Origin of the sequence: Allomesorhizobium camelthorni, from assembly GCF_011045125.1 — a bacterium.
Lineage (GTDB): Bacteria > Pseudomonadota > Alphaproteobacteria > Rhizobiales > Rhizobiaceae > Allomesorhizobium > Allomesorhizobium camelthorni.
This window is the reverse complement of sequence record NZ_JAAKZF010000009.1, coordinates 66,114-86,665: the sequence shown is the minus strand read 5'-3', so window position 1 is coordinate 86,665 and position 20,552 is coordinate 66,114. Positions and strand designations below refer to the sequence as shown.

Annotated in this window: 18 protein-coding genes; 9 read left to right on the top strand and 9 right to left on the bottom strand. The window is 63.5% G+C overall.

The window, feature by feature from the left end:
- Positions 1 to 280 precede the first annotated feature (280 nt).
- Complete coding sequence (locus G6N73_RS09925; protein ID WP_165026913.1) at positions 281 to 2,350, bottom strand: hydantoinase/oxoprolinase family protein; 2,070 nt, start codon at positions 2,348 to 2,350, stop codon at positions 281 to 283.
- A 204-nt stretch (positions 2,351 to 2,554) separates the two neighbouring features.
- On the opposite strand from G6N73_RS09925, the gene G6N73_RS09920 reads away from it, so the two are divergent.
- From G6N73_RS09920 to G6N73_RS09900, 5 genes are all read left to right on the top strand, one after another.
- Entirely contained in the window at positions 2,555 to 3,382 is an 828-nt protein-coding gene (locus tag G6N73_RS09920; RefSeq protein WP_165026910.1) for a ferredoxin--NADP reductase, read from the top strand.
- 98 nt (positions 3,383 to 3,480) lie between these two features.
- On the top strand, positions 3,481 to 3,891 hold the full coding sequence (locus G6N73_RS09915; RefSeq protein ID WP_165026907.1) for a DoxX family protein: 411 nt from the start codon (positions 3,481 to 3,483) through the stop codon (positions 3,889 to 3,891).
- Positions 3,892 to 3,942: 51 nt separating this feature from the next.
- Positions 3,943 to 4,230: a hypothetical protein gene (locus tag G6N73_RS09910; protein WP_165026905.1), complete on the top strand. Its 288-nt coding sequence runs from the start codon at positions 3,943 to 3,945 to the stop codon at positions 4,228 to 4,230.
- A gap of 186 nt (positions 4,231 to 4,416) precedes the next feature.
- Positions 4,417 to 5,463, top strand: a complete 1,047-nt coding sequence (gene deoC, locus G6N73_RS09905; RefSeq protein ID WP_165026902.1) for a deoxyribose-phosphate aldolase — start codon at positions 4,417 to 4,419, stop codon at positions 5,461 to 5,463.
- Between the two features lie 233 nt (positions 5,464 to 5,696).
- Positions 5,697 to 8,072, top strand: coding sequence for an aldehyde dehydrogenase family protein (locus G6N73_RS09900; RefSeq protein WP_165026900.1), 2,376 nt, complete (start codon positions 5,697 to 5,699; stop codon positions 8,070 to 8,072).
- Between the two features lie 45 nt (positions 8,073 to 8,117).
- Here G6N73_RS09900 and G6N73_RS09895 read toward each other — a convergent pair whose 3' ends face one another.
- Positions 8,118 to 8,975: an amidohydrolase family protein gene (locus G6N73_RS09895; protein ID WP_165026897.1), complete on the bottom strand. Its 858-nt coding sequence runs from the start codon at positions 8,973 to 8,975 to the stop codon at positions 8,118 to 8,120.
- Between the two features lie 203 nt (positions 8,976 to 9,178).
- Between G6N73_RS09895 and G6N73_RS09890 the strand changes: the two genes are divergently transcribed.
- Both G6N73_RS09890 and G6N73_RS09885 read left to right on the top strand, forming a co-directional pair.
- Complete coding sequence (locus G6N73_RS09890) at positions 9,179 to 9,913, top strand: SDR family oxidoreductase (protein WP_165027067.1); 735 nt, start codon at positions 9,179 to 9,181, stop codon at positions 9,911 to 9,913.
- 23 nt (positions 9,914 to 9,936) lie between these two features.
- The gene (locus tag G6N73_RS09885; protein ID WP_165026894.1) at positions 9,937 to 10,782 is read left to right on the top strand and encodes a fumarylacetoacetate hydrolase family protein; all 846 of its coding nucleotides are present in this window, start codon (positions 9,937 to 9,939) and stop codon (positions 10,780 to 10,782) included.
- Between the two features lie 218 nt (positions 10,783 to 11,000).
- Here the strand turns inward: G6N73_RS09885 and G6N73_RS09880 are convergent, their stop codons facing one another.
- The 7 genes from G6N73_RS09880 to G6N73_RS09850 all read right to left on the bottom strand — a co-directional run bounded on the left by G6N73_RS09880 (position 11,001) and on the right by G6N73_RS09850 (position 18,681).
- On the bottom strand, positions 11,001 to 12,116 hold the full coding sequence (locus tag G6N73_RS09880; protein WP_246251839.1) for an adenylate/guanylate cyclase domain-containing protein: 1,116 nt from the start codon (positions 12,114 to 12,116) through the stop codon (positions 11,001 to 11,003).
- 7 nt (positions 12,117 to 12,123) lie between these two features.
- Complete coding sequence (locus G6N73_RS09875; protein WP_165026891.1) at positions 12,124 to 13,122, bottom strand: ATP-binding cassette domain-containing protein; 999 nt, start codon at positions 13,120 to 13,122, stop codon at positions 12,124 to 12,126.
- A 17-nt stretch (positions 13,123 to 13,139) separates the two neighbouring features.
- Positions 13,140 to 14,201: a Gfo/Idh/MocA family protein gene (locus G6N73_RS09870; protein ID WP_165026888.1), complete on the bottom strand. Its 1,062-nt coding sequence runs from the start codon at positions 14,199 to 14,201 to the stop codon at positions 13,140 to 13,142.
- Between the two features lie 199 nt (positions 14,202 to 14,400).
- Positions 14,401 to 15,240: a carbohydrate ABC transporter permease gene (locus tag G6N73_RS09865; RefSeq protein WP_165026886.1), complete on the bottom strand. Its 840-nt coding sequence runs from the start codon at positions 15,238 to 15,240 to the stop codon at positions 14,401 to 14,403.
- Positions 15,241 to 15,250: 10 nt separating this feature from the next.
- Positions 15,251 to 16,180 (bottom strand): carbohydrate ABC transporter permease, encoded by a 930-nt coding sequence (locus G6N73_RS09860; protein WP_165026883.1) that lies wholly within the window; start codon positions 16,178 to 16,180, stop codon positions 15,251 to 15,253.
- Positions 16,181 to 16,461: 281 nt separating this feature from the next.
- Positions 16,462 to 17,721, bottom strand: a complete 1,260-nt coding sequence (locus G6N73_RS09855) for an ABC transporter substrate-binding protein (protein WP_165026881.1) — start codon at positions 17,719 to 17,721, stop codon at positions 16,462 to 16,464.
- Positions 17,722 to 17,745: 24 nt separating this feature from the next.
- Complete coding sequence (locus G6N73_RS09850) at positions 17,746 to 18,681, bottom strand: N-acetylmuramic acid 6-phosphate etherase (RefSeq protein WP_165026878.1); 936 nt, start codon at positions 18,679 to 18,681, stop codon at positions 17,746 to 17,748.
- A gap of 198 nt (positions 18,682 to 18,879) precedes the next feature.
- Between G6N73_RS09850 and G6N73_RS09845 the strand changes: the two genes are divergently transcribed.
- Positions 18,880 to 19,758 (top strand): BadF/BadG/BcrA/BcrD ATPase family protein, encoded by an 879-nt coding sequence (locus G6N73_RS09845; protein ID WP_165026876.1) that lies wholly within the window; start codon positions 18,880 to 18,882, stop codon positions 19,756 to 19,758.
- Positions 19,751 to 20,539: a GntR family transcriptional regulator gene (locus G6N73_RS09840; RefSeq protein WP_165026873.1), complete on the top strand. Its 789-nt coding sequence runs from the start codon at positions 19,751 to 19,753 to the stop codon at positions 20,537 to 20,539. Before G6N73_RS09845 ends, G6N73_RS09840 begins: the two co-directional genes overlap by 8 nt.
- The last annotated feature ends 13 nt before the right edge of the window (positions 20,540 to 20,552 follow it).

The window sequence follows — 20,552 nt, the reverse complement described above, 5'->3', positions numbered from 1 at the left end:
GAAATGGTCCTATTCACCGACTCTGGTTTCATCCTGGTCGAGGCATGGATTCCCGACACTCTCCGCTCCCTTCGGTCGCTCACGAGGCCGGGAATGACGGATTTTTTGGACGGCTTACGCAAATCATCCACGCGGAAGATTGAGCGAGGGCAAAAATGCAATTCGTCATTCTCGACCTCGTGAGCGACCGAAGGGAGCGGAGAGTGTCGGAAATCCACGCCTCGGATTTGAAGACACCAGGGCCGGTACCGGTGAGCACCAGGTCGGAGGGAGAACCCGCTCATCTCCCCACCTCGATAACAATATTCCCATCCGCGTCGGTCATGGCCCAGTCGCCGGGTTCCAGCACCGTTGTTGCGTCCATCTGTTCGAGGATCGCCGGCCCTTGGATCACCGCGTCGAGCGGCAGCTTTTCGCGGGCATAGACCGGAGTGTCGTGCCAACTTCCATCGTACCAGACCGGCCGTATCTCGCTGAGCGCGCCGTTCAGCATGTCGCTGCGTCCGTCCGGGTCGATCAGCCGGGATAGATCAACCGCCGGGCGCATACCGATGACCGAGGTGTTGAGGTTGACCAGATTGGCACGGATTTCCGGCAGCTCGACTTTGAAGCGTGCGAAATAGGCCTCTTCGAACAGGCGCTGCAGCAGGTCGCGGCCGACATCGACCGCGGGCAGCGGCACGTTCAAGATGTGGGTCTGGCCGACAAACTGCATGTCGGCCGAATGGCTGTACCGGATCGTTTCCGGCTGCACCGCTTCTTTGGCGATAAGCGCGGCCCCCTCGGCCCGATGCCGCTCCAGTGTCTCCCGGATACGCGCTTCGTCGACGGTGGCCACCGGCTGGTTGATCGTGTTGACAAAATCGTGGCGCAGGTCGGCGACGACGCAGCCGAGCGCGTTGGTGATGCCGGGCCGCGCCGGCACCAGCACTTTCGGCAGGCCGAGTTCGCGGGCCAGCGCAGTCGCATGCAGCGGCCCCGCGCCGCCGAAGGCGAACAGCGCGAAGTCGCGCGGATCGTGGCCGCGCGATACCGACACCATGCGGATCGCGCCGGCCATTTTTATGTTGCCGAGACGCAGCACCGCGCCCGCCGCCTCGATGCCGGAAAGCCCCGTCGGCGCGCCGATCTTTTCCTCGAAGATCGCGCGGACATGGTCAGCGGTCACCGGATTGTCGACGGCGAGCAGTTTTTTCGGATTGAGCCGCCCGAGCACCAAATTGGCGTCGGTGACCGTCGGTCCGGTTCCGCCGCGGCCATAGCAGATCGGGCCGGGATTGGCGCCGGCGCTTTCCGGGCCGATCTGGATCAGGCCCGAGGCGTCGACGCGCGCGATCGAGCCGCCGCCGGCGCCGACCGTGTGGACGGCGACCATCGGCACGTGGATCGGCATAGCATATTCGATTTCGGTCTCGTTCGAGACCGCCGGCTCGGCGTCCTGGATCAGCGCGACGTCGGTCGAGGTGCCGCCCATGTCGTAGGTGACGAGGTTTTCGTAGCCGGCGCGCCTGCCGGTATAGGCGGCCGCGATGACGCCGGAGGCCGGGCCGGACATCACCGTCTTGGCCGATTCCTGCGTGACGAAGCGCGCCGAGATCATGCCGCCATTGCCGTTCATGATGAGGAAGTCGCGGGCGTAACCACGCGCTTCCAGCTCGCGCCGCAGCCGGTCCACATAGCGCTCCAGGATCGGCTGCACCGAGGCGTTGACAGCGGCGGTGACGCCGCGCTCGAATTCGCGCGCTTCCGAAAGCAGCGAGTGCCCGGCGGTGATGTAGCCGTTCGGCCAAAGCTCGGCGGCAATCTCGGCCGCCCGCCGCTCATGTTCGGGATTGGCGTAGGAGTGCAGAAAATGGATGACGAGGGATTCGCAGCCGGCTGCCAGCAGCGCCGAGACGGCCGCCCGCATCTCCTCCTCGTCGAGCGGAACGCGCACAGCGCCGGACGCCTCGACGCGTTCCGAGACCTCAAGCCTGAGATTGCGCGGGATGACGGGAACGAAGGTGCCTGTCATGCCGTAGGCCTGCGGCCGGGTGCGGCGGCCGAGCTCAATCACGTCGCGAAAGCCGCGGGTGGTTATCATGCCGGTTTTGGCCAGCCGGCGCTCGAGAACGGCGTTGGTGGTGGTCGTCGTGCCGTGCACGATGAGGTCGATGTCTGCGACCGGAAATCCGGTATCGGCAAGTGCCGCCACCACGCCAAAAGCCTGGTTGTCGACGGTGGTCGGCGTCTTGGCGATATGGACCCTGCCGCTGCCACGCCCGTCGATCAGCAGAAGGTCGGTGAAGGTGCCGCCGACATCGATGCCGGCGACGACATTGCCCGCGTTTGCCGGAAAATTCTCAGCCATGCGCCAAACCCGAAATGCCCGGACTAAGGATGCGGCGCAGTTTGGAAGAGTGTTTCCCGCCGCTATCTTGACCTGAATATCGTTTGTACACTAATAAGTTTGCTAGACAAGAGTTTCCCGCTTCGGGATTTTTGGCGGCGCCCCGGCCGAAAGGCATGTCGGCGCAGCGGCAGAAATTTGCCGTCAAGACAAAGGCTTGGGTTCATGAATACTGCAGCAGCCCTGAACATCAACGAGGCAAAGCCGCTCGGCTTTCCGATCCCGGCCAATGTCTATGCCGAAACCGTGGTCTCGGTGAAGCACTATACCGACCGGCTGTTCTCGTTCCGCATCACACGCCCGCAGTCGCTGCGCTTCCGCTCCGGCGAGTTCGTGATGATCGGCCTACCCAACGCCGAGAAGCCGGTGTTCCGCGCCTATTCTGTGGCCAGCCCGAACTGGGACGAGGAACTGGAATTCTTCTCGATCAAGGTGCCAGACGGCCCGCTGACTTCCGAACTGCAGAAGATCCAGCCCGGTGATACGGTGCTGATGCGCCAGAAGTCGACCGGCACGCTGGTGGTCGACGCGCTGACGCCGGCCAAGCGGCTGTTCATGATCTCGACCGGCACCGGCATCGCGCCTTTCGCCAGCCTGCTGCGCGATCCCGAGACCTACGAAAAATTCGACGAGGTCATCCTCACCCACACCTGCCGCGACATCGCCGAACTCGCCTACGGCCGGGAACTCTACGACGAGCTTGAAAACGATCCGCTGATCGGCGAACTCACCGCCGGCCGCGTCACGCTCTATTCGACGACGACGCGTGAGCCGTCCGACTTCATGGGCCGGATCACCGCGCTGATCGGCTCGGGCAAATTCTACGCCGACCTCGGCATCGAAGAACTCGATCCCGAGACCGACCGGGTCATGATCTGCGGCTCCATGCACATGCTGAAGGACGTCAAGGAACTGGTCGAAAGCCTCGGCTTCGTCGAAGGCTCGCTTAGCCATCCCAACAGCTTCGTCGTCGAGCGCGCGTTCGTCGGCTGACTTGCCGACCTGTCCTTTCCCGGGAACCTTGCCATATATCGCCTCGTCCGGGTGAGTGCGGTGGGCTGACCCGCGGGTTCCAAAGGAGGCGACCTGCAATGCTTGACAGTCTTTCCCGCTATCAGCCACAGGCGCTCGCGGTGCTGCGCATCATGACGGCGTTGCTGTTCATCGAGCACGGCACGCAGAAGTTGATCGGATTCCCGCCGTCCACGATGGATGGGGGAGCCGGCGGATTGGACGGCTTGACGCTGGTCACCGGCATATTGGAGGCGTTCGGCGGATTTCTGATCCTGATCGGCTTCCTGACGCGGCCGGTGGCGTTCATCCTGTCCGGCTTCATGGCCGTCGCCTATTTCATGGCGCACGCACCGCAGAATTTCTTCCCCGTCAACAATATGGGCGACGCGGCCGTCCTGTACTGCTTTATCTATCTTTATCTGTTCGTCGCCGGGTCGGGCGCTTGGAGCGTCGATTCGGCGCGACGCGCTGTGGCCACCGCTAGATAGCCGAACCGTCCGCCTTATATCTAGCTTCCGCTGATGAGGAGGGAGCACGCAATGGCTGTCGTCGACGTAATTTGCCGGGCCATCAACGAACGGTGCCTGCTCTCCTTCACCTATAAATCCGAAGCCCGGATCGCGGAGCCGTTCATCCTGGGCTATGACGAGCATGGCGAACTGGTGCTTTCGGCCGTGCAGACGGCGGGCGGCAGCGGCGTCGGGTTCCGCACCTTCCCGATCGAGGGGGCGACATCGCTGAAGGTCATGGACCAGAAGTTCTCGGGCTTCAGGCCGGAATACAACCGGCGCGACCGGTTCTTTGCGCGGATCATCTGCCAGGTTTAGCCCTTCGCAATTTCCAAGGTTAGTGCCGCCCCTCATCCGCCTGCCGGCACCTTCTCCCCGTGTAGAGACGGGGAGAAGGGATAAGCGGCAATGCTGCGGACAGCACCGCAATTCCTCTCCTTGATATCGGCCCACGATGGCGGGTAGAACAGGGGCGGCTCCGGCCGGGATCGCGAGGACAGGCACATGACCAAGGCTGCGGCGGATTTGAAGACGGAGGCTCCGTCGGTAACGGCGCTGCCCGTGCGCGTGGCGGCCAACGCGCCGATCGAGGCGCATGGCATTGCCCGCAATCCCGGCATGAAACTCGATCTCGGTTTCCTGGAATCGATGCGAAACGTCAACCGCTCGGCGCTGGAGCGCCGCGTCGCCAGCCTGACCAAACGGCGCTCGATCAAGGCTGATAACCAAGCGGCGTGGCTGCTGCGATCAATCTCGCTGATGGATCTGACGACGCTGAACTCCAACGACACCGACGAGCGCGTGCGCCGCTTGTGCGCCAAGGCGATCAACCCGCTGCGGGCCGACATCATCGAGGGGCTGGGCCTTGGAGACGAAAAAATCCGGCCGGCGGCGGTATGCGTCTATCATCCGTTCGTCGCAACAACTGCGGAGGCTGTTAAGGGCACCGGCATCCATGTCGCGGCGGTCTCGACATCTTTCCCGCACGGGCTGGCGCCTCTCAGGACACGTATCCAGGAAATCGAGGCGTCCGTGGCCGACGGCGCAGACGAGATCGATGTCGTCATTCCGCGCGGCCTGGTGTTCGGCGCCAAGTGGCAGGAGCTCTATGACGAGATCGTCGCGTTCCGCGCCGCCTGCGGCGAAGCGCATCTGAAGGTGATCCTCGGCACAGGCGACCTTGCAACCCTGCGCAACGTCATGCTGGCGTCTATGGTGGCGATGATGGCCGGCGCCGATTTCGTGAAGACCTCGACGGGCAAGGAGAGCGTCAACGCCACGTTGCCGGTGGGGCTCGCTATGGTCCGCTCCATCCGCGCCTATTTCGAGCACACCGGTTATCTGATCGGCTTTAAGCCCGCCGGCGGCATTTCGACCGCGAAGGCCTCGCTCGACTGGCTGGTGCTGATGAAGGAAGAACTCGGTCGGCCCTGGCTGGAGCCGGAGCTTTTCCGCTTCGGCGCGTCGAGCCTGCTCACCGATATAGAGCGGCAACTCGAGCATCATCTGACCGGCCGCTATTCGGCCAATCACAGACATGCAATGGCTTGATGGCGGTCCGGCTTGGTTCTTATGATTGAAACGACCCCCCTCTGTCCTGCCGGACATCTCCCCCTCAAGGGGGGAGATTGGCAGCTTCTGTCTCACCGCTTCTTCTGCGACGTTGGCGATTGGCGAAAGCCGATGCGACGGCCGATCTCCCCCCTTGAGGGGGAGATGTCCGGCAGGACAGTGGGGGGTCGGTCCCAAATAACTCTCCGTCACCAAAGCACGGGAGACCCATCATGAACATCCTCGAACGCTACCACGCGATGGATTACGCCCCCGCGCCGGAGTCCCGCAATGAGGCGGACGCCTGGCTGGCAGCCAGGGATTTCTCCAAGTCGCTGTTCATCGGCGGCGAATGGAAAGCGCCTGCCGGCGGCAAGACGTTCGACACGAACGACCCCGCGACCGGCAAGCTGCTGGCCAAGGTGTCCGATGCGGGCGACGCCGACGTTGACGCGTCGGTTGGGGCCGCTGCAAAGGCGCTGCCGAAATGGAGCGCCAGTTCCGGCTACACGCGAGCCAAGGTGCTTTACGCCATCGGCCGCGCTATGCAGCGCCATCAGCGCCTGTTCGCCGTGCTGGAATCGATCGACAACGGCAAGCCGATCCGCGAAAGCCGCGACATCGACGTACCGCTGGCGATCCGCCATTTCATCCACCATGCAGGCTGGGCGCAGTCGCTGGATAAGGAATTTCCCGGTCATAAACCGGTCGGCGTCGTCGGCCAGATCATCCCGTGGAATTTCCCGCTGCTGATGCTCGCCTGGAAGATCGCGCCGGCGCTGGCGGCCGGCTGTACTGTCGTGCTGAAGCCGGCCGAATTCACCCCGCTGACGGCCATATTGTTCGCCGAAATCTGCGAGCGCGCCGGCGTGCCGAAGGGCGTCGTCAACATATTGCCGGGCGGACCGGATGCAGGCGCTGCAATCGTCAACCATCCCGGCGTGCAGAAGATTGCCTTCACCGGCTCGTCCGAGGTCGGAAAGATCATACGGAAGGCGACCGCTGGTTCGGGCAAGAAGATTTCGCTGGAGCTCGGCGGCAAGTCGGCCTTCATAGTCTTCGAGGACGCCGACCTCGACAGCGCGGTCGAAGGCCTGGTCGACGGCATCTGGTTCAACCAGGGGCAGGTTTGCTGCGCCGGCTCGCGGCTGCTGGTGCAGGAGGGCGTCGCCGAAGCCTTTATCGCCAAGGTCAAGACGCGCATGGCCCGGCTGCGGCTCGGCAGCCCGCTCGACAAGAACACCGACATCGGCCCGCTCGTCGACAGGACGCAGCTCGACCGGGTGCGCGGCCTGGTCGCCCAGGGCGCCAGCCAAGGCGCGGAATGCTGGCAGCCGGACTGCGCGCTGCCTTCGACCGGGTTTTTCCACCTGCCAACGCTCGCCACCGGCGTCGCGCCGGCCAATATACTGGCGCAGGAGGAAGTGTTCGGCCCGGTGCTTGCGGCGATGACCTTCCGCACCACCGAAGAGGCGGTCGAACTCGCCAACAACACGCGCTACGGCCTTGCAGCCTCTGTTTGGAGTGAGAACATCAATCTCGCTTTGCACGCGGCGCCGCAGCTCAAGGCCGGCGTCGTCTGGATCAACGGCACCAATATGTTCGACGCCGCCTGCGGCTTTGGCGGTTATCGCGAGAGCGGCTTTGGACGCGAGGGCGGGCGCGAAGGCATGCACGAATATCTGATGGCCAAGCTGCCGCTCGGCGCGCCGATCAAGCCCGCCGCCGAGGCGAAAGTAGCGGAGCGCGCGGATGGCGAAAGTCTCGGCATCGACCGCACGGCAAAGCTGTTCATCGGAGGCAAGCAGGTTCGGCCCGACGGCAATTATTCGCTGGCCGTCGCCGACCGGAAGGGAAAGCTCGCCGGCGAAGTCGGCCTCGGCAACCGCAAGGATATCCGCGACGCGGTTTCGGCCGCGCGTGGAGCGAAAGCCTGGGGCGAAGCGACCGGCTATAACCGCAGTCAGGTGCTCTACTTCCTGGCTGAAAATCTCTCCGGCCGCGCCGATGAGTTTGCCGCCCGGCTGGTGCAACTTACCGGCGCGAGCGCCAAGGCCGCACGCGAAGAAGTGGAGCTGTCGATCGAGCGGCTTTTCTCGTTCGCCGGCATGGCCGACAAGTTCGAAGGCCGGGTGCATGCGCCGCCGGCCCGCGCGGTGACACTGGCGGTGCATGAGCCGGTCGGCGTGATCGGCATCGTGGCCGCCGACGATGCACCGCTGCTCGGCCTGATTTCGCTGATCGCGCCCGCGCTCGCCATGGGCAACACGGTGGTCGCTGTGCCGAGCCAGAAATATCCGCTGCTGGCGGCCGACCTCTATCAGGTCATCGAATATTCTGACGTGCCGGCCGGCGCGATCAATATCGTCACCGGCAAGACCGCCGAACTGGCCGGCGTGCTGGCCAGGCACGACGATGTCGACGGGCTGTGGATCGTCGCCGATTCCGATGTCTGCAAGTCGGCCGAGGCCGAATCGATCGGCAATCTCAAGCGGGTCTGGACCAGTAATGGCCGCTCGGTCGATTGGACGTCCGATCTCGTGGGGGGCGAGGCGTTTCTGAGGCGGGCTGTCGAGGTGAAGAACGTCTGGGTGCCCTATGGGGATTGAGGATGGGTTTGGTCGGGACCGGTTGAGGGTGCCTCGAAGGACGCACTATTCCCAAGCGCCGGCCAATCCCAGCTTCCAGATCCGGTCCGCGTTCCGCCAGAACAGTTTTTCACGTTCCTTATTGGCGCAGCCTGAAAGCAGCGCATGGGTCGCGCTTGTCCAGGCCAGCAGTCCGCCGCCCAGCGTGCAGACTGGCCAGTCGCTGCCCCACACCACACGGTCCCAGCCGAAACTTTCGATGATGTGCTCGACATAGGGCCGCAGCGTCTCGGCCGTCCAGCCGTCGGGATCGGCATAGGCGACGATGCCGGAAATTTTGGCGGTTACGTTCTCCCGCCTCGCGAGATCCGCGATGCCTTCCTGCCACCCAGAGAAATCGCCGCCGCGAATGTCCGGCACGCCGCAATGGTCGAGGATGAAGCGAACCTCTGGCGCCGCGTCGGCAAGCGCGATCGCCCGCGGCAACTGATGGCCGTGGACATGCGCGTCGAAGGTCAGCCATGTTCCACCAAGACGGCGGATGTTTTCAACGAAGATGCGGCTGTCCGAAACGCCCTCCGACAGTGGGTTGATGAGGCGTCGGAAACCCAGCACGAAGGGGTCGGCGGCATATTTCTCGAGAAGGGCGGCAAAGCCCGGTTCCTCCGGCCGGCAGGCTGCGATGCAGCCGCGGATCAGGCTTCCCGCCGACCGAGATTGTTCGCCGGCAAAGGCGATTTCCGCCTCGATCTGGTCAGGCGCCACGTCCACTTCCATGTGGATGGCGTCGGAAATGCCGGCGCGCAGCGCCTGGCGCTCATATTCGGCGTAGAGGAAGTCGCGGTCGAGCGCCGGAACCTCCGCCAGCCACGGATAGCGCAGGCGCGATTTGTCGATGATGTGAAGGTGCGTGTCGACCAGCATGGCGCGCTCCCGTTCTCCCATGACTGGCCGAAATTCATAGACGAGGAAAGCCGCACCGCAAGCCTCACTCGGGCTTGACGGCAAAAAACCTGTTCTTTACCGATAAACAGACACGTTCGCCGCCGGGCGCTCCTCTCCGCGTCCTGGCCGCGTTGACGAACCCGGCGTGTAAACTTACGACTGCGCCAGGAGAGGAAATGGCGATGACGGGAGATCTGGCGGGCAAGACGGTTCTGGTCACTGCGGCGGCGCAAGGCATAGGCCGCGCGACCGCGCTGGCTTTTGCACGCGCGGGCGCCGTGGTGCACGCCACCGACATCAACGAGAAGCTGCTCGCAGAACTCGGCCGTGAGGGCGGGCTTTCGGTGCAAAGGCTCGACGTTCTCGACGATGCGGCGGTCGCCACTGCCTTGGCCGCCATTGGCCCGGTCGACGTGCTGTTCAACTGCGCCGGCTTCGTCCATGCCGGCTCGATCCTCGACATGAAGGAGGGCGACCTCGATTTCGCCTTCGATCTCAATGTGAAATCCATGGTGCGAACCATCCGCGCCGTGCTGCCCGGCATGATCGCGCGCGGCAGCGGGGCGATTATCAACATGGCCTCGGTGGCGTCGAGCATAAAGGGCGTGCCGAACCGCTTCGCCTATTCCACCACAAAGGCGGCGGTGATCGGCCTGACCAAATCAGTCGCCGCGGACTTCGTCGGCCAGGGCATACGCTGCAACGCCATCTGCCCGGGCACGGTCGAGAGCCCCTCGCTGGAAGACCGGATGCGGGCGCAGGGGGACTACGAGGCCGCACGCGCCGCCTTCATCGCGCGCCAACCCATGGGCCGCATCGGCACGCCAGAAGAAATAGCCGACCTCGCGGTCTATCTCGCCGGCGCGACCTATACGACCGGCCAAGCCTATGCCATCGATGGCGGCATGGCGATCTGATCTTTGTCCTCAAGGAGTATGATGTGAAACTGGTTCGATATGGAGAGGCCGGAAGCGAACGGCCGGGCGTGATCGGCGCGGATGGAAAGATCCGGGATCTGTCGGCGCATGTGGCCGACATTGGCGGAGCGGCGCTTGATCCGCGGTCGCTGGCGGATCTCTCCCGCATCGACCCGGCGACGCTGCCGCCGGTCGACGGCAGCCCTCGCATAGGCCCTTGCGTAACGGGCACCGGCAAATTCATCTGCATCGGCCTCAACTATTCCGACCATGCCGCCGAGACCGGCGCGACCGTGCCGCCGGAGCCGATCATCTTCATGAAGGCGACCTCGGCGATCGTCGGGCCTAATGATGACCTGCTGATCCCGCGCGGTTCGGAAAAGACCGACTGGGAGGTCGAACTCGGCATCGTCATCGGCAGACAAGCAAAATACGTCTCCGAAGCCGAGGCTTTGGATTACGTCGCCGGCTACTGCGTCGTTCATGATGTCAGCGAGCGCGCCTTCCAGACCGAGCGCTCGGGCCAGTGGACCAAGGGCAAGAGCTGCGACACGTTCGGCCCAACCGGCCCGTGGCTGGTGACCGAGGACGAGGTTCCCGACCCGCAGAAACTGAAGATGTGGCTGACGGTCAATGGCGAGTTCATGCAGGACGGCTCGACCAGGACCATGGTGTTCGGGGCGTCATATCTCGTTTCATACCTCAGCCAGTTCATGTCCCTGCTGCCCGGCGATATCATCTCGACCGGCACGCCGCCGGGCGTCGGCATGGGCATGAAGCCGCCGCGCTATCTGAAGGCCGGCGACGTGGTGGAACTAGGCATCGAAGGGCTTGGATCGCAGCGCCAGCAGGTTCGCGCCGACGGGTAGGTTTTTCGATTGGGTGCGTCCTTCGAGGCTCGCTGCACTCGCACCTCAGGATGAGGGCTGTTGGCGCTGATCGCCAGTTCTGAGACGAAAGCACGCTTCGCTGGCAGCATATTGCAGTCGTCGGCGTCTCAGAATCTGGCAACGATGCGCCCACCTTTCTCATCCTGAGGTGCGAGCGCAGCGAGCCTCGAAGGACGCACCTTTTTGACTCGCCCGTCTCAACGTAGCGGGAAAACCGCCAGTTCCGGATCGAGCGTGAACAGTTCCTGGGCGCGGCCGACGCCGCGCAGCGCGTAGCGGCCGACCGAGACGAGCTTCGCTCCCTCCGCCTCGGGCAGAGACGCGCGGAAGGCGGCCGAAAAGAGAACGTCGCGATCGACCGAACTGCACATCGACGCGATGCGGCTCACCTCGTTCACCGCCTGGCCGACGACGGTGAAGTCGAGCCGGTCCTTGCTGCCGATGTTTCCGTAGAAGACATCGCCGATATGCAGCCCGAGATAGATCGACGTGGTCGGTCTTCCCTCGGCTTCACGGCGCTGGTTGAGCTCGGCCAGCCGCAACCTTAGCTCCGCCTCGGCCCGCAGCGCCGAGCAGCAGGCCTCCTCGGGATCGTCGGCTGTGAAAATCGCCAGCGTGCCGTCGCCAATAAGCTTGAGCACATCGCCGCCAGCGCCATGGATAGCCGAAATGACGGCCTCGGCGTAATCGTCCAGCAGCGGGATCAGCTGGTCGGACGCGATGCTTTCGGAAAGCGCGGTGAAGCCTTTCATGTCCGAGAACCACAGCACGGCGTTGATCTTTTCGACCACGCCGCGCGACATCCGGCCCTGGAGCACGCGCCGACCCGGATCACGCCCGAGATAGGCTTCGACCAGCGATTCCGCGACCCGCGCGAGCGACGCCGACTTGATCGCGAGGCCAAGGGCAGGGACCAGCCGGCGCAGAGCCTTCAGATCGGCTTCGTTGAAGCCGCCTGGCCGCGTTGTCGTCCAGCGCGACATTAAACAATCCATCTCGCCGATAGCGGTTTTCTTGTCGAACCGATGGATCATGGCGAAATAATCGGTCTCGCCTCTCTGCATCAGTTCGTCGAGGATCGGAAACCCGGCCGTTTCGCCCAATTCGAGACGGCGGCGTAATTCGTCCTCGCCGCTTTGAAGGAGGTAATAGAAGGGACTGCGGCGCCAGCTTTCCTCGTTGTCGCTCGCGGCGGTCGGCAAGTATTCGGTGACGCGGGTATCGTCAGGGGTGTCCCTGGTCCAATGGAAGACCCTGCCCTCGTAAACGGGATGCAGCGTGTCGATGATCGCAGTGCCGACTTGAGCTTTCAACCGGCGCCTATCTAATTACCCTGCCGTCGGCGCCAAAGCGATAGGTTCTGGCCGGATCGGGCGTCGCATAGATCGCCGCGCCGGGCTCGGCATCGTAAACGCCGAAGATGCGCACCGTCAGCAGGCCCGCCTTTTCCGTGTCGATATAGAGGTTGGTGTCGGCGCCAAGATGCTCGGCGTGGATGACCGTGCCTTTCCAGGTGCCGGCGTTGCGGTCGACGGTGATATGCTCGGGGCGAACTCCGATCGTCTTCGCGGCTTCGCCCAGCCTGCCGCCGTCGATGAAATTCATCTTGGGCGAGCCGATAAATCCGGCGACGAATTCGTTTGCCGGCGAATTGTAGAGTTCCATCGGCGCGCCGACCTGTTCGATCTGACCGTTGTTGAGCACGACGATCTTGTCGGCCAGCGTCATCGCCTCGACCTGGTCGTGCGTGACGTAGATCATCGTCGCGGCGAGGCGGCGATGCAGCTGCGCGATCTCAAGCCGCGTGTTGACGCGCAGCGCGGCGTCAAGATTGGACAACGGCTCATCGAACAGAAAAAGCTTCGGTTCGCGCACCACCGCGCGGCCAATGGCGACACGCTGGCGCTGGCCGCCGGAAAGCTCGGCCGGACGGCGCTCCAGATAAGGTTCCAGCGACAACATCGAGGAGGCGATGCCGACACGCCGTGCGATCTCGTCGGCGGGCTCGCCGGCCTGCTTCAGGCCGAGGCTCATATTGTTCTTCACAGTCAGATGCGGATAGAGCGCATAGGTCTGGAACACCATCGCGATGCCGCGCTTGGCCGGCGGCACGTTGCCGACATTGTCGCCATCGATCAGGACCTTGCCGGAGGTGGAATCCTCAAGCCCGGCGATGATGCGCAAAAGCGTGGACTTGCCGCAGCCGGACGGCCCGACGAAGACGACAAATTCACCATCCGTCACGTCCAGGTCGATGCCCTTCAGCACGTCGACCGAGCCGAAGGATTTTTTTATGTTTTCGATTTTCAGCGAGCCCACGGCGATTCCGATCCGTTCTAAAGGGTTACAGCGCGGCCGGAGCGCACGCTTTCGTCGGCGGCGAGGCAGACGCGGAGCGATTTCACCGCGTCATCCATGTGGCGTGTGAGATCGAGATCCTCGCGGATCGCCTTGAGCAAAAACGCCTGCTCGCGGTCGCAAAGCTCCTGGTGACCGGGTTCGCCGCTCATTACCAGGTCCTGGTCGGAACGTAGAAACCGCCCATCGGGGCCGGTAGCGGCCTCATGCACACGGATCACCGAGGTTTTGGTGTGGGTGTCAATGTCGTCGGACTTCGCGCCCTCCCTCATGACGATCGAGACGCAGCCTTGAGGCGAGATCACGTCCTTCACGAAGAATGCAGTTTCCGACATCATCGGCCCCCAGCCCGCCTCGTACCAGCCAACCGAGCCATCGTCGAAGAGCACTTGCAGGTGGCCGTAATTGTACATCGCCGGGTCGATCTCGTCGGTCAGCCGCAGACCCATGCCCCGCACTTCGACAGGTTTCGCGTCGGTGATCTGGCACATCACGTCGAGATAGTGGACACCGCAGTCGACGATCGGCGAGGTCGTCTGCATCAGCGCCTTGTGCGTCTGCCAAGTCGGTCCACTCGACTGCTGGTTCAGGTTCATGCGGAAGACATAGGGGCCGCCCAATTTGCGCGCCTCTTCGATCAGACGCATCCAGGACGGGTGATGCCGGAGGATGTAGCCGATGACGAGCTTGCGGCCGTTGGCCTTGGCCGCAGCGACCACGCGTTCGGCATCGGCTATGGTGGTGGCGAGCGGCTTTTCCACGAAGACGTGGCAGCCCGCTTCCAGCGCCATGACCGCGTAGTCGGCATGGCTGTCGGAATAGGTGTTGATGGAAGCGACGTCGGGCCGCAGGTCGCGCAGCGCATCCTCGAACGAGCGCCGGATTTCATAGGCGCCGAGCTCCTTGGGCAACGGCACGTCCGAACGGTTGACCAGCGAGATGATCTCGAAGCCGGAATTGTTGTGGTAGGCAAGCGCATGGCTCCGGCCCATATTGCCGAGCCCGGCGACGACGACGCAGAGGGGTATGTCAGCGTTCATTGCGGGCTTCCAAATTGCGATGTCGAACTGCCTTTACTGGGAAGTCGGCGCAGCCCCTCACCGCCCTGCCGGGCACCTCTCCCCGTAAGGACGGGGAGAGGAGGGCGGCTTCGACGTCGGGCAATCCCCCTCTCCCCGTCCTTCACGGGGAGAGGGTAAGGGTGAGGTGCGGCGCTAACTTTTGAAGAGACTGCTTGTCTCACTTCACCGCTCCCGAGGTGATGCCGCGGATCAGTTGTCGCGAGAAGATGAGGTAGAGGATCAGCACCGGCAGGATCGCCAGCGAGAGCGCGGCGAGCACGGCGTTCCAGTTGGTGACGTATTGCCCAATGAAGAGCTGAGCGCCGAGCGTGACGGTCTTGGTCGCTTCCGAAGGCGCGAGGATCAGCGGGAACCACAGATCGTTCCAGATCGGGATCATGGTGAAGACGGCGACCGTCGCCATGGCCGGCCGCACCAGCGGCAGCACCAGGCGGAAGAAGATGCGGTATTCGGAAAGCCCGTCGATGCGGCCGGCGTTCTTGAGATCGTCGGAAACCTGCTTCATGAATTCCGACAGGATGAACACGGCGAGCGGCAGCCCTTGCGCGGTGTAGACCAGGATCAGCGCCGTCAGCGTGTTGACCAGCCCGCTCGCCACCATCAATTGCAGGATCGCCACGGTGCCGAGCCGGATCGGGATCATAATGCCCAGCGCCAGGTAAAGGCCCATCAGCGAATTGCCGCGAAAGCGGTATTCCGACAGCGCAAACGACGCCATCGCGCCGAACAGCAGCACCAGGAACAGCGACATGACGGTGACGATGAAACTGTTCTGGAAATAGAGGAAGAAGTCGCCCTGCCTCAGCACGGTCGTGTAGCCGATCAGGTCGAAGGTCTCGGTTGTGGGCGGCGACAACGGCGAGCGGAAGATCGCGTTGCGCGACTTGAAGGAGTTGACGACGATAACGACGACCGGGAACAGCGCGATGGCCGTGTAGGCGAGCAGCACGGCATGGGCAGCGATGGTTCTGGGTAGAGAAGAGGTGGCGGTGCTCATCTCCTCACCCTCAGAACTGATAACGCCGCAGCCGCGTCTGAACGGCGAACAGGTACAGGCACACGCCGGCGAGGATGATGAAGAACATCATCGAGGCGATGGTCGAGCCCATATACGGATCGCCGATCTGCAGCTGGAAGCCGAAGAAGGTGCGGTAGAGGAAGGTGCCGAGAATGTCGGTCGAGAAATTGGGGCCGGCGAGAGCGCCCTGCGCCGAATAGATCAGGTCGAAGGCGTTGAAATTGCCGACGAAGGTCAGGATCGAGATGATGCCGATGGAGGGCAGGATCAGCGGCAGCTTGATCTTCCAGAACTGCGCCATGCCGGTGATGCCGTCGCATTCGGCGGCCTCGATCACCTCGTCGGGAATCGACAGCAGCGCCGCGTATATCAGCATCATCGGAATGCCGACGAATTGCCAGACCGAGATCAGGCCGAGCGTCGTCAGCGCATATTCCTCCTTGCCGAGCCATGGCGTGAACAGGCTCTTCAGGCCAACGAGGTCGAGCAGGTTGGGCGCGACACCCCAAAGCGGCGAGAGGATCAGCTTCCAGGCGAAGCCGACGATGACGAATGACAGGATCGTGGGGATGAAGATCGCGGTGCGGTAGAAGGCGGAAAAGTGCAGCCTGGGCGATGAAAGTAGCGCCGCCAGCACGACGCCGATCGGGTTCTGCACCAGCATATGGATGATGAAGAACCAGGTGTTGTTCCACAGCGCGTTCCAGAAGCTCGCGGCCCAGCGCGGGTCGAAGAACAGGGTACGGAAATTATCCAGGCCGGCGAAAACACGCGTCTGGCCCTCGGCGCTGAACAGGGAAAGCTGCAGCGTGCCGAACAGCGGCACGATCATGACCGCCGTATAGACCAGCACCGCCGGCGCCAGGAACACGGCAATATGCCAGCGCATTGGCCGCCTGATCTCGGTGCTTTCCGCCATTGGCTTGGTCCCGTTCCGTTCTGGGGGCGCTTCATTGGTCTATCGACAGCGCCGCCCCTCATCGCCCTGCCGGGCACTTCTCCCCGTATAGTGACAGGGAGAAGGGGCTGTCTTCGGCATCGCGCCTCTCCCTTCTTCTTGGACGGGAGAAGTACAAGCTCCAGCGCTGACGCCACCTCTCCCCGTCATTCGCGGGGAGAGGGTAAGGGTGAGGAGCAGCGCAGACAACTGCGAACAATCCCGGCCGAGCGTGTAGCTCAACCCGACTTGGTGCGTCGCTCTTACTTAGCCGGCTTGTACCAGCTGTCGAGACCGTCCTGAAGCACTTTGGCCGCCGCTTCCGGCGTCTCGGTGCCGTTGATCACGTTGGCCGACTTGACCCAGGTCTCGTTCTCAAGGTTGGGCGTGCTGCGCGACAGGATCTGGTAGGTCGAGCGGATGGTCGACTTGCACTTGTCGCGCCAGGACACGAATTCCTGGGCAAGCGGGTCTTCCATCTTCACCGGCGTCGAGGACAGGCTGAAGAAGCCCGGCAGCGCGTTGGCGTAGATCGTGGCGAATTCCGGCGAAGCCACCCAGGACAGGAAAGTCTTGGCCGCGTCGGCGTTCGGGCTTTTCGGGTTGAGACCGATCGCAATGTCGTTGTGGTCGGAGATGTAGCACTCGTCCCCGGCATTCTTCACCGGGGGCGGGAAGGCGCCCATCTTGAACTGCGCCTGTGTGTTGAAGACGGAAATCTCCCACGAGCCGGCGGGATAGATAGCCGCGCGGCCGAGCGTGAACAGGTTCTGGCTGTCCGGATAGCTCTGCGCCTCGAAGCCGTCACCGAGATAGTCCTTCCACTTTGCGAGCGTGGCGAAGGGCTCGACCCAGGCCGGATCGGTCAGCTTCTGCTCGCCCTTGATCAGCGCCAGGCGGCCTTCCTCACCCTTCCAATAGTTCGGGCCGATGTTCTGGTAGCCCATGGTCGCGGCTTCCCAGAGATCCTTGGTGCCCATCGCCAACGGGATGTAGGTGCCGTCGGCCTTGATCTTGTCGAGGGCTGCGAAGAACTCGGCTTCCGTCGCAGGCACGGCGATGCCGAGCTGCTGGAATGCGTCGGCATTGTAGATGAAGCCGTGGATGACGGACGCCATCGGCACGCAGAAATCGGCCGAGCCGTCGTCAGTGGTCCAGGCAGACTTGGCGACATCGGAGAAATTCTCCATGCCGGGCAGGTCGGCCAGGTTGGCGAGGTGGCCCTTGTTGTAGAGTTCAAGCGATGCGTCGAACGGGCGGCAGGTGATCAGGTCGCCGGCCGAGCCGGCGTCAAGCTTGGCGTTGAGCGCGGCATTGTACTCGGTCGGCGCGGACGGTGCGAACACCACCTTGATGCCGGGGTTCTTGGCCTCGAAGGCCGGGATCAGCTTTTCCTGCCAGATGGCGAGGTCGTCATTGCGCCAGCTTTCGATGGTGATCGTCTTGTCCTGGGCGACAGCAAGCCCGGCCGAGCCGAGAATGCTGGACGCCATCAGAAGCGTTGTCAGTGCCTTGTTCTTCATTTCAGTCTCCCTGTTTTGACCTGTTCAGGTTCGGTTATGACGAGGCGTGGACATTGCGCCCGCGCTCCCCTCGAGTTTCGCAAGCGCATGCCTGAGCTTCTGGTCTGCGCCTGCGAGCAGTTCCTGCGCCGCGTCCCGGCTGGCCGCGCCGGCAGCCATCAGGATAGCAGCCTTGACCGAACCGCCGCCCTTGTCGAGCCACGATGCGGCTTCGACCTCCGTGCAGCCGGATATCGCCGCGACGATGCGGGCGGCGCGGGCCTTCAGCTTGAGATTGTCGGGATTGAGATTGACCATGTAGCCGTCATGCACATGGCCGAGATGAACCGCCATCAGCGTCGACATCATGTTGAGCGCGATTTTCTGCGCGGTGCCAGCGCCCATCCGGGTCGAGCCGGCGATCACTTCCGGTGGAGTTTCAACGACGATGCCGACATCGGCGAGCGCGGTGAGCGGTGCGCCTGCATTGTTGGCGATCGAGATCGTGGAAGCGCCGCGGCTTTTCGCCTCCTCGAGCGCGCCGACCGCATAGGGCGTCGAGCCGCTGGCCGAAACCGCGATCACGCAGTCCTTGTTCGAAACGCCTGCCGAAGCGATTTCCCGTTTCGCCTGACCGGCGTCGTCTTCGGGGCCACCAGCGAGGTCGGTGAGACTGGCGAGGCCGCCGGCCAAGAGTATGACGATGCGATCGCGCGAGATACCGAATGTACCCGGCAGCTCCAGCGCGTCTGCGAGCGCCATCAGAGCAGAACTGCCCGCGGCCGCATAAACGAGCCGACCGCCGGTGGCGAGGCAATGCGCGGCCAAGCGGGCAGCCTCGGCGATATCGCCGGCCGCCGCGCGGGCACTGTTGGCGGCCTCGACCTGTGCGTCGAGCAAAATACGGACAATGGCCTCCGGCGGCAGCAGATCCAGCCCGCTGGCATTTCTGTGCACCGCTTCGGTACGCGCAATGGCCATTATGTCCCTCCATCAACCGACAATACCAAAAAAATACCACTTGTCCAGCGGCGTTAACAAATTTGTTCCGCAGATTCGTTGAAACATCAGTAAAATGCAATCCATTCAAACACATGAGCGGTGTCGGCACCGGGCGAACAAATTAGCACTTGGCTATTGGTATTTTATTGGTATTATCACTGCGGAGGAGCTTTCGACGTGGAACTGGTGCTTGGAATAGATGGCGGCGGCACGAGTTGCCGGGCGGCGGTGGCCGGACCCGACGGCACGATCATCGGCCGCGCCAAGAGCGGCCCAGCCAATATCCGCACCGACCTGACCGGCGCCCGCGCGAACATAGTCGAGGCCGCGCGGCTTGCGCTCATCGATGCCGGCAAGGATCCGGCGCTGATCCCCGAAATACCGGCCCTGCTCGGCCTGGCCGGCAGCAATGTCGGCACTTACCGGCAGCAGCTCGAAGCCATACTGCCCTTCCCCAGAAGCATCGTCGAGAGCGACGCGCTGATTGCGCTCGAAGGCGCGCTCGGCCAGGCCGACGGCGCAATTGCCGTGCTCGGCACAGGCACCGCCTTCATGGTGCGCAAGGACGGACAGGTACGCACAGTCGGCGGCTGGGGCTTCCTGATCGGCGACCAGGGAAGCGGCGGGCGTATCGGCCGCGACCTGCTTGAGGAAACGATGCTCGCCTATGACCGCATCCGCGAGGCTTCGCCCTTAACCCAGGCATTGCTCGCCGTGTTTCGGGATAATCCGCGCGACGTGGTCGAGTTCACGACCACGGCCAAGCCCGGCGATTTCGGCGGTTTCGCGCCGATGGTTTTCGAATACGCCGCCAAGGGCGACGTTGTCGGCGAGCGGATTCTTGCCCGCGCCGTCTCCGACATCGAGGCATCGCTTGGCGTGCTCGATCTGCGCGAAGCCAATCCGCTCTGCCTGCTCGGCGGGCTTGCGCCGCTTCTGGAGCCGCGCCTTTCGCAGAAATACCGGGCCATGGTGCGCCCGGCGCTGCAGGATGCGCTTGGCGGTGCGGTCGCCATGGCGGTGCGCCGGTTCGGCGAGGGCAAGGCTCATGGCTGACGCAGCCGAGCAGATCTTTGCAAGCGTCAGGAACGCAGCGCAGCGCGGCGCCCCGCTCTACCTGCAACTGAAGAAAAGCATCGAGGATGCGGTGCTGAGCGGCGTCATCGGGCCGGGCGATGCGCTGCCCTCGGAGCGCGACATTGCACTTAAAGCCGATGTGTCTCGGGTGACGGTGCGCAAGGCCGTTCAGGATCTGGTGAAGGGCGGCATACTCGTCCAGCGACATGGCTCCGGCACTTTCGTTGCGCCGCGCCTGGAGCGCGTCGAGCAATCGCTGTCGCTCTTGACCTCCTTCACCGAGGACATGGCCAGGCGCGGCATGACTGTGCGATCCACCTGGCTTGACCGCGGCATCTATCCGCCCTCGCCCGACGAGATGATGGTGCTCGGCCTTTCGTCGAAGGAGTTCGTGGCGCGCGTCAGCCGCCTGCGCATCGCCAACGATACGCCGCTGGCAATCGAGCGCGCGTCGCTGTCCGCGACCGCGCTGCCCGATCCAGGCGCGGTCGGCTCGTCGCTCTATGCGGCGCTGGAAAAAACCGGCAACCGCCCAGTGCGCGCCGTGCAGCGCATCTCGGCCGCCAATCTCGGCGAGGCAGATGCGAAGCTCCTCGACGTGCCGGCCGGCTCCGCCAGTTTGAATATCGAGCGGATTTCCTATCTTGCCAGCGGCAAGGTGATAGAATTCACCCGTTCGATCTATCGCGGTGACGCCTACGACTTCGTCGCCGAACTGCGCCTGAGCGGGCGCACGGACAATCCGGGAGCGTCGGTTTGACCACAATGACGCA